At 54.0% G+C, this 7,357-nt stretch carries 6 protein-coding genes and 2 pseudogenes; 4 read left to right on the top strand and 4 right to left on the bottom strand.

What is annotated here, in order from left to right:
* Together B2W96_RS04270 and B2W96_RS04275 are read left to right on the top strand one after the other, a co-directional pair.
* Positions 1–328, top strand: a pseudogene (locus B2W96_RS04270) (glycoside hydrolase); the annotation flags it as partial.
* Positions 329–476: 148 nt separating this feature from the next.
* Positions 477–1,418 (top strand): hypothetical protein, encoded by a 942-nt coding sequence (locus B2W96_RS04275; protein ID WP_293008890.1) that lies wholly within the window; start codon positions 477–479, stop codon positions 1,416–1,418.
* Positions 1,419–1,544: 126 nt separating this feature from the next.
* On the opposite strand, the gene B2W96_RS04280 is transcribed toward B2W96_RS04275, so the two are convergent.
* From B2W96_RS04280 to B2W96_RS04290, 3 genes are all read right to left on the bottom strand, one after another.
* Positions 1,545–2,558: a tyrosine recombinase XerC gene (locus B2W96_RS04280; protein WP_293008892.1), complete on the bottom strand. Its 1,014-nt coding sequence runs from the start codon at positions 2,556–2,558 to the stop codon at positions 1,545–1,547.
* Positions 2,559–3,754: 1,196 nt separating this feature from the next.
* On the bottom strand, positions 3,755–5,149 hold the full coding sequence (gene radA, locus B2W96_RS04285; RefSeq protein ID WP_293008894.1) for a DNA repair protein RadA: 1,395 nt from the start codon (positions 5,147–5,149) through the stop codon (positions 3,755–3,757).
* Positions 5,150–5,875 carry an N-acetylmuramoyl-L-alanine amidase gene (locus tag B2W96_RS04290; protein WP_293008896.1) on the bottom strand — a complete coding sequence of 242 codons (726 nt, stop codon included), beginning with the start codon at positions 5,873–5,875 and terminating at the stop codon, positions 5,150–5,152. It lies immediately after the preceding gene.
* A gap of 237 nt (positions 5,876–6,112) precedes the next feature.
* Here B2W96_RS04290 and B2W96_RS04295 point away from each other — a divergent pair, with 237 nt between their 5' ends.
* Both B2W96_RS04295 and B2W96_RS04300 read left to right on the top strand, forming a co-directional pair.
* Positions 6,113–6,562, top strand: coding sequence for a spore coat protein CotJB (locus B2W96_RS04295; RefSeq protein WP_293008898.1), 450 nt, complete (start codon positions 6,113–6,115; stop codon positions 6,560–6,562).
* Positions 6,562–6,657: pseudogene (locus B2W96_RS04300) on the top strand (manganese catalase family protein); the annotation flags it as partial. The gene B2W96_RS04295 and the pseudogene B2W96_RS04300, both read left to right, overlap by 1 nt.
* 104 nt (positions 6,658–6,761) lie before the next feature.
* On the opposite strand, the gene B2W96_RS04305 reads toward B2W96_RS04300, so the two are convergent.
* Positions 6,762–7,357 (bottom strand): helicase-related protein (locus B2W96_RS04305; protein WP_293008900.1); only part of this gene is annotated, 596 nt, incomplete at its 5' end.

Here is a 7,357-nt window from a genome sequence, read left to right on the forward strand (position 1 = left end):
GGGCTTCTCCAGCAAACCTATGGCCTGGAAAATCGGCGCGGATGGGAAGCTTCTCTCCGGAACGCCGGTGTATCCCTCCAATGAGACGCTATATCAGCGGCTGAGACAGTCGAATACGGAAAAGGGCTGGTCTGATACCTATCAACAGCCCTATGCAATTTATACCACGGAGGACGGCAGCCGCTATTTCGTCTGGTACGACGATAATTACAGCGTTCATGTCAAGCTCGGTGCCGCCAAGCTGCTGGGGATTGACGGCGTTTCTCTGTGGCGGCTGGGGACCATCCCCTCGGAAGCCGACTGGAACTGGAATAGCCTGCTGGCGTAAAACTTTGTAATAGGAAAAACTTTGCACAGGTCAAAACGGACAAGGGAGGATTCAAATGCCGGTGTCCGATCAGCGGTTTGCTATGGCTGGGTTGCCGGATGTTCTGTACGGCGAATGGGCAGTAATATAAAATCGAAGGGAGTTCGCAATGGTATATTACGATGAAAAAATACAGGGTCTTCGCGAGAAGATTGAACAAAAGAAGCACACTCAATCTAAGCTGAAAGAGCTCTATATTCAACGAGAGGCTCTGCTCGTAAAAACCGATGCACTGAAGAAAGAAAAATTAGACGAACAAGCAGATGTGGCCCGGCTGGAGGGGCATAGCTTGGCCGCTTTTTTCTACGGTGTTGTCGGCAAAATAGATGAAAAGCTGGATAAAGAACGTCAGGAGGCATATGCTGCGGGTGTGAAGTATGACGTGGCCGCGCGGGAGCTTTTTGCCGTGGAGGAGGATATCAGCCGCTACGAGGCTGAGCTTGGCCGACTAGGGGAGTGCGAGAGGGAATATGAGCAGACACTGAAGGAAAAGCTGGATGCCATTAAATCCCAGGGCACACAAGATGTTCGGAAGATTCTTGAGACTGAAGAACGCATTTCATATCTGGACGGACAGATTAAGGAAATCAACGAAGCGCTTGGCGCCGGGCAGGCCGCCCTTGCCACTACAGAAGGGGTTTTATCCAGCCTTGACAGCGCGGAGGGGTGGGGGAACTGGGATTTGCTGGGCGGAGGGCTGATATCGGATTTGGCGAAGCACAGCCATCTGGATGAAGCACAGCAACAGGTAGAGCATTTGCAGGTACAACTGCGCCGCTTTAAAACAGAGCTGACTGATGTGACGATTCATGCGGATATTCAGGTCAGCATCGAAGGCTTTCTGGGATTTGCGGATTTTTTCTTTGACGGATTGTTTGCGGATTGGGCGGTATTGGATAAAATCAATCAGTCTCAGGCACAGGTGCAGAATACCAAAAGCGAAATTGAGCGCGTCATCAGCCGCTTGAAGGATATGCTCGGTGTGGCTGATACAAGCCTGAAAAACGAAATCGCGTTGTTAAACGAACTTATCGCAAAAGCGGCAATCTAAGCGGCGGCAGAAATTCAATAAAGTGCGGCACAGGAAAAGTGATATCTTTCCTGTGCCGCACTACTTCTCTTTATAATGACAATGAAACAAATTTGCAATTCTTTGCTTCAAAGCTTTTTGATTCTCTTATTCGCCAGATTTATCATGAATTTTAACGCGTGACAAGGGATTTGCCTTTGCGGCGACACGGAGGGCTTCGTTGTCGATGTGCGTATAGATTTCCGTGGTATTCAGGTGCTCGTGACCCAAAACCTCCTGCACCGCTTTCACGTCCACGCCATTTTGAAGCATCAGTGTGGCGGCAGTATGACGGAGCTTGTGAGAAGAGTATTCGGATGCGTCCAGTCCGGCTTGACCCAGATGCTTTTTTACCAGCGCATGCACGCCGGAGCGGCTGATGCGTTTGTTTTGCTCAGACAGAAGCAGCGCACCGCTGTCCCGTCCCGACACGGGCCGCCGCTCCGCCAGGTATCGCCGCAGCGCGTCCTTGCAGGCATCGTTCAGATAGACGATGCGGACTTTATTGCCCTTGCCCAAAACCCGAAGGGCCTCATCCTGAATATCGTTTAAATTCAGCCCCACCAGCTCGGAAATCCGCAATCCACAGTTGAGAAACAGCGTCAAAATGCAGTAGTCCCGCTCACGATTCTTTCCGTCAACCGACTCTAGAAGCCGGATGCTTTCATCCAGAGTCAGATATTTGGGCAGAGACTTTCTGGTTTTTGGGGAGTCGATGTCCTTTACGGGATTCTCGGTAATCAAGTGCACCTTATTGGTCAAATAGTTGTAAAAAGAGCGAAGTGTTGCAATTTTCCTCGCTCTTGAGGAGGAATTTAGTCCATAATCAGAGTTAGAGCTGTTTTGATGCAAAATCCGGTCTCGGCTGAGATAGGTCATGTATCCGTAAATATCCGTCAATGTTACAGATTTAACAAAGTCCAAATCCACATCCAAAATAGGAATTTCATCCAGCCGCCTGTCATGCAGTGAGGGATCCCGTGTCTGCTTCATGTAGCGGAAAAAGTTTCTCAGATCCAAAAAGTATTCATCCACGGTTCGCTTTGAATGAGCTTTGATAGTTTCATGATACGCCAGAAAGTCCCGAAGGACCGGCGGCGCTTCAGTGCGATAATCGTTCAAAATATCATCCTCAATTCTGTAATATTATAGTACGCGCAGTGGCCTGAGCGGTCCTAAAAGAGGATTCTTCATAAAAAGCCGCCTAAATCGCTTGAAACGGGTTTGCCCGGATGGGTATTTCCAAGCAGTCGGCGCAGAACCTCATGCAACATGCGATAGCGTAATCCTCAATCTCTGCAGATTCAGGATTTTTGTATTTGGAAGAGCGGCGTTTTTCCATTACACAGAAGGATGTCACGGTGTAATTAGATTGGATAGCCTTGGCTCACTCCCCCAATTTGAACAAAATTTTTATTTTGTTCAATCGTCATTGTAAAACAATGCCGACTGTCCGCCCTCCGCCCCGACGTACCGTCGGGCTGCGCGCGCTGCGTGTCGTAGGCAGCGCATCGGAAACAGCGCCCCGCATCGCGCTTGGGGCCAGCCGCTCCGGGCAACAAAATAAACGTTATTGTTCCGTCCCACCGTCTGTGGAATGGCTTTTTCAGCCGTCGGCAGAAAGCCCGCACGCTGTCGCGCGCACCTCCTCCCGAACCGCCACCGGGGCATTCTGCACCCCCATGCGCGGCAAATTTTGGACGTGATATCCCTCATTCAGGCGCAAGGGAATATCACGTCACAGTATAGCCTGCCGCGCCGCAGATGTCAACCAAAAATTACCGCTCCGAAGCCGCTAATTGGGAGAACCTCTTCAAACGATTTCGCTCATGCTCTGGGCGGTAAAGCAGCGTATCCGCTATGGGGGAAATTATCGTCACGGGCGGCGAGGCATAACCCAGCGCACGCCGCACCCGCTATATATTCCCATATATTTCCACAATTTGGACGGCATAAACCTTTTGAAAGCTATGTGGCCCAATGTTTTGCTGAAACCCAAACGCACGCTGCGCCCGCTTAACATCTTTCCAAACAGCTTGGCGGGTCTTATTCTGTCCGGGCCTTGCGCCGGAAAACGCCCAGACCCAGTTTGCTGGCGGGGCGTTTTCCTCTTCCAAAACATAAACTCCGCCGTTTCGGCACATCCTAGCCGCAAACGCTTGGACCGCCGCAAACATCTCAAACTGAAAGGAACGGACTGAATTTTATGGGGCTTATTCCATGCACCTCTGCCTGTATCTATCAAAAGGACGGACTGTGCGATCTGGACTGCGCGGCGGCGGCGGGAGTTCCCCCCGCTGGAGGCGGCTGCGTTCACTTTATCCCTGTTTGCGCAGCACGGCCCGCAGAGCCTCTCCAATATTCCGCACCGGAATCAGCTCTAACCCTGCCGGGGGATGGAGCGATTGGGACCGGTGCTCCGGAATCAGGCAGCGCTTAAAACCCAGACGCTGCACCTCGTTCACCCGCTGGCTGAGCTGGCTGACGCTGCGCAGCTCCCCTGTCAGTCCCACCTCTCCGATGGCTACCAAATCGCTGGGAATGGGCTGATCCAGATAACTGGAGGCCAGCGCCACGGCGGCGGCAAGGTCGGCGGCAGGCTCGTCCAACCATAAGCCGCCGATGATATTTAAATAGGTATCACAGGTGGAGAGCTTCAGCCCTCCCCTCTTTTCCAATACTGCGATCAGCATGGCTGCCCGGTTGTAGTCAAACCCGTTGCTGGTGCGACGGGGCGTTCCGTAGCCGCTAGGAGCAATCAGGGCCTGCACCTCCGCCAGCACGGGCCGAACCCCCTCCATCACACAGGTGACGCAGCTTCCCGGCGCATCCGCCGGACGGCCCGCCAACAGCAGCTCTGAAGGATTTTCCACCTCGTGCAGTCCCGCGTCCTCCATCTCAAACACACCGATCTCATTGGTTGCCCCAAAGCGGTTTTTTGCCGCCCGCAAAATGCGGTAGGAGCTGTGCTGATCTCCCTCGAAATACAGCACGCAGTCCACCATGTGCTCCAAAACCTTCGGTCCGGCAATGGAGCCCTCTTTATTCACATGCCCGATGACGAATACGGTGACCTCTTGCCCCTTGGCAAGCTGCATCAGCGCCATGGTGCAGTCCTTCACCTGCCCCACGCTTCCGGCGGGAGAATCCAGCGCGTCGTTGTACAGCGTCTGGATGGAGTCAATGATAAGAATGTCGGGCTGCTCCGCCGCCACCGTTTCCAGCACGTCCCCCAGACAGGTTTCAGAGATAACGAACAGTTGTTCGCTCTCCACATCCAGCCGCTTTGCCCGGAGCTTAAGCTGGTGCTCTGACTCCTCTCCGGATACATACAAAACCTTGGAAAATTCGCACAGTTTGCTGCAAATTTGCAGCATCAGCGTGGATTTTCCGATCCCCGGTGCGCCGCCCACCAGCACCAAAGAGCCCTTGACGGCTCCGCCGCCAAGGACCCGGTCCAGTTCCCCCATCCCGGTGGGAAAGCGGATTTCCGACGCGGTTTCCAAATCCGTCACCGGACGGGCACGGCGGACGCTCCCTATGACGGGGATTGCTGGAGCCGCCGCTTTCCCGATCCCCCGGGACTTTTTCGGCGCGGCTTCCGCGGGACGCTCCACCACCGTGTTCCATGCGCCGCAGGCGGGGCACTTCCCCGCCCATTTGGGCGTCTCGTTTCCACATTCCGTGCAGTAAAACGTGCTTTTCACTTTCATCTATGATGTTTCCTCCGTAGAAAAATATCCGGCGGCAATGGCGGCCGCCAGGCGTATCTGGTATCCCGGCTCTTGCAGGCGGGCGGTTTCCGCGCTGTTAGAGAGGAAGCCGCACTCCACAATGATTGCCGGAGCCGTGGCGTTTTTCGTGAGATAGATAGAATCGGAAATACGCTTGGGTGTTTTTCCATTTCCGGTGTTCACACTGCTGTTCAGCCGTTCCTGCACGGTGGAGGCCAGCGCCGGGGCAGGTTCCACGCCATTGTAAAATACCTGTGCGCCGTGGGTTTTGGGAGAGCCTGGCAGGCTATTCTGATGGATGCTGAGGAGCACCGCATTCTCCAGTCCATTTACCAGCGCCACCCGGTTTTTAAGGTCAGACGCCTTTTTCTGGCGCAGCGTCGTGGCTTCCGGAGAATGGATGGACACGTCCTCCGTCCGCGTCATCACCGTGTCCTGCCCCAAAAACCGGAGCAGCGCGTCCACTCGCCCGGCAATCTGCAAATTCAGTCCGCTCTCTACCGTGCCGTCCCCGGCTACCGCGCCGCCGTCCTCTCCGCCGTGGCCCGGGTCTACCACCACCACGCGGCTGGGGCTTCCCACCGGTTGGGCAGAGAGCACAGAGACACTCCCACTCCCCTGCCACAGAATCAACGCCATCCCCGCCACCGCCGTAAGCAGCAGTGCGGATAGTGTCAGATGGGTCCTGCGTATAAAAACAACCATCGCCGTCACCTCCCGTGAAGAATATGAGGTACGGCTTTTCCATTATGTCCGCCGACTGCGGGGCTGCCGCCGCGTGCGGGTGCAGGCAGTCCGGGAAAGCTTTGCGTATATTATAGCACCCTTCCCTTCGGTCCCGCAAGATGTACCAGCGGGGGGTGTCGGGCATAGTATGGCATAAGCGCACGATACCGTGCGCAGTCTGAGCAAACCTGCGTAAAGGAAGGAGTATTTTTGCAGATGGATAGACCTGAATTGAATTCCTGCGGCCAAAACGACGGGAGTCTTCCCGGCCGCTGTGCGCCGCTGGCATTTCCCTATGTGCCCATGCAGGATCAGGACCCGCCCCGCTATGAAAACGCCACGGCGCTTCAGACAGGGACGCTGTTTCCGGGGCTGGACCTGCCGTTTAAGGCGGCAATGACTGACAAGCTGAAAACCAACAACACCGCCCTGGCGGAGCTGATGGCGCTTGATTTTGCAATTGACGAGCTGGGCCTGTATCTCACCACCCACCCCAAGGATCAGGAGGTTCTGAACCTCTACTGGTCTTATATCAAGCTTGCCCAAGAGGGCCGGATAACGTATCGGAAAATGTACGGGCCCCTCCTCCAGACCGATATTACGGAGCAGGAAGGCTTTATCTGGTTAAATGATCCGTGGCCCTGGGATGAAGGAGTGAACGGCTGATGTTTGTTTATGAAAAAAAGCTGCAATACCCCGTTAATATCAAAACTCCGAATCCCACGCTGGCGGCGCTGATAATCAGTCAGTACGGAGGACCATACTTCACTAGACTACAAAAATATCACGTCTCCGGGAAACCGAAGACGTGATATTTTGGCTTTCATAGGGTACTCCGTGTCCTACCCCAAACCAGAGGAGATGTTTACCGGCGATCGCGTCTTTTTCGATTGCCCGCCACGCGATCATGCTCTTTCGCGGATGCAGCATGAGGTCTTGCAGAGGCGGTCGTCCGGGCTTGTGAATGTCTGGGATTAGATGACGCCGAGGGAGAATGTGAACGACCGTGACCATATCTGGATTGCGGTGCTTTTTCCGACTTTTGCAGAATCATCATTGGCCACTCTGATTTTTCCACAGGAATCGTGCGGCCCATCAGCTTTTCAATATCCCTTAGGTAAGAAATTTCATCATAGTCGCAGAAGCTAATGGCAATGCCTCCCAGCCCGGCACGGCCGGTTCTGCCGATACGATGAACATAAGTTTCCGGTTCATTTGGCAGTTCATAGTTAAACACATAGGACAGCTCAGGAATGTCAATTCCTCTCGCCGCAATATCAGTTGCAACAAGAATTTTGATATCTCCGCTTTTGAAGCGTTTTAGGGCGTTCTGCCGGGCGTTCTGGCTCTTGTTCCCGTGAATAGCCATCGCCACTACACCCGCCCCAGCCAACTCCGTTACGACCTTGTCGGCGGCATGCTTTGTCCGGGTAAATACCAATGCGCTAGATCGGAAGAGCG

The organism is Oscillibacter sp. UBA6647 (assembly GCA_002455655.1).
GTDB lineage: Bacteria > Bacillota > Clostridia > Oscillospirales > Oscillospiraceae > Oscillibacter.

What these genes read in the sequence shown, in the direction of transcription:
- B2W96_RS04275 (WP_293008890.1), top strand. Translation starts at nt 477, where the DNA reads ATGGTATATTACGATGAAAAAATACAGGGTCTTCGCGAGAAGATTGAA.
- radA (WP_293008894.1), bottom strand. Translation starts at nt 5,149, where the DNA reads ATGAAAGTGAAAAGCACGTTTTACTGCACGGAATGTGGAAACGAGACG.
- B2W96_RS04290 (WP_293008896.1), bottom strand. Translation starts at nt 5,875, where the DNA reads ATGGTTGTTTTTATACGCAGGACCCATCTGACACTATCCGCACTGCTG.
- B2W96_RS04295 (WP_293008898.1), top strand. Translation starts at nt 6,113, where the DNA reads ATGGATAGACCTGAATTGAATTCCTGCGGCCAAAACGACGGGAGTCTT.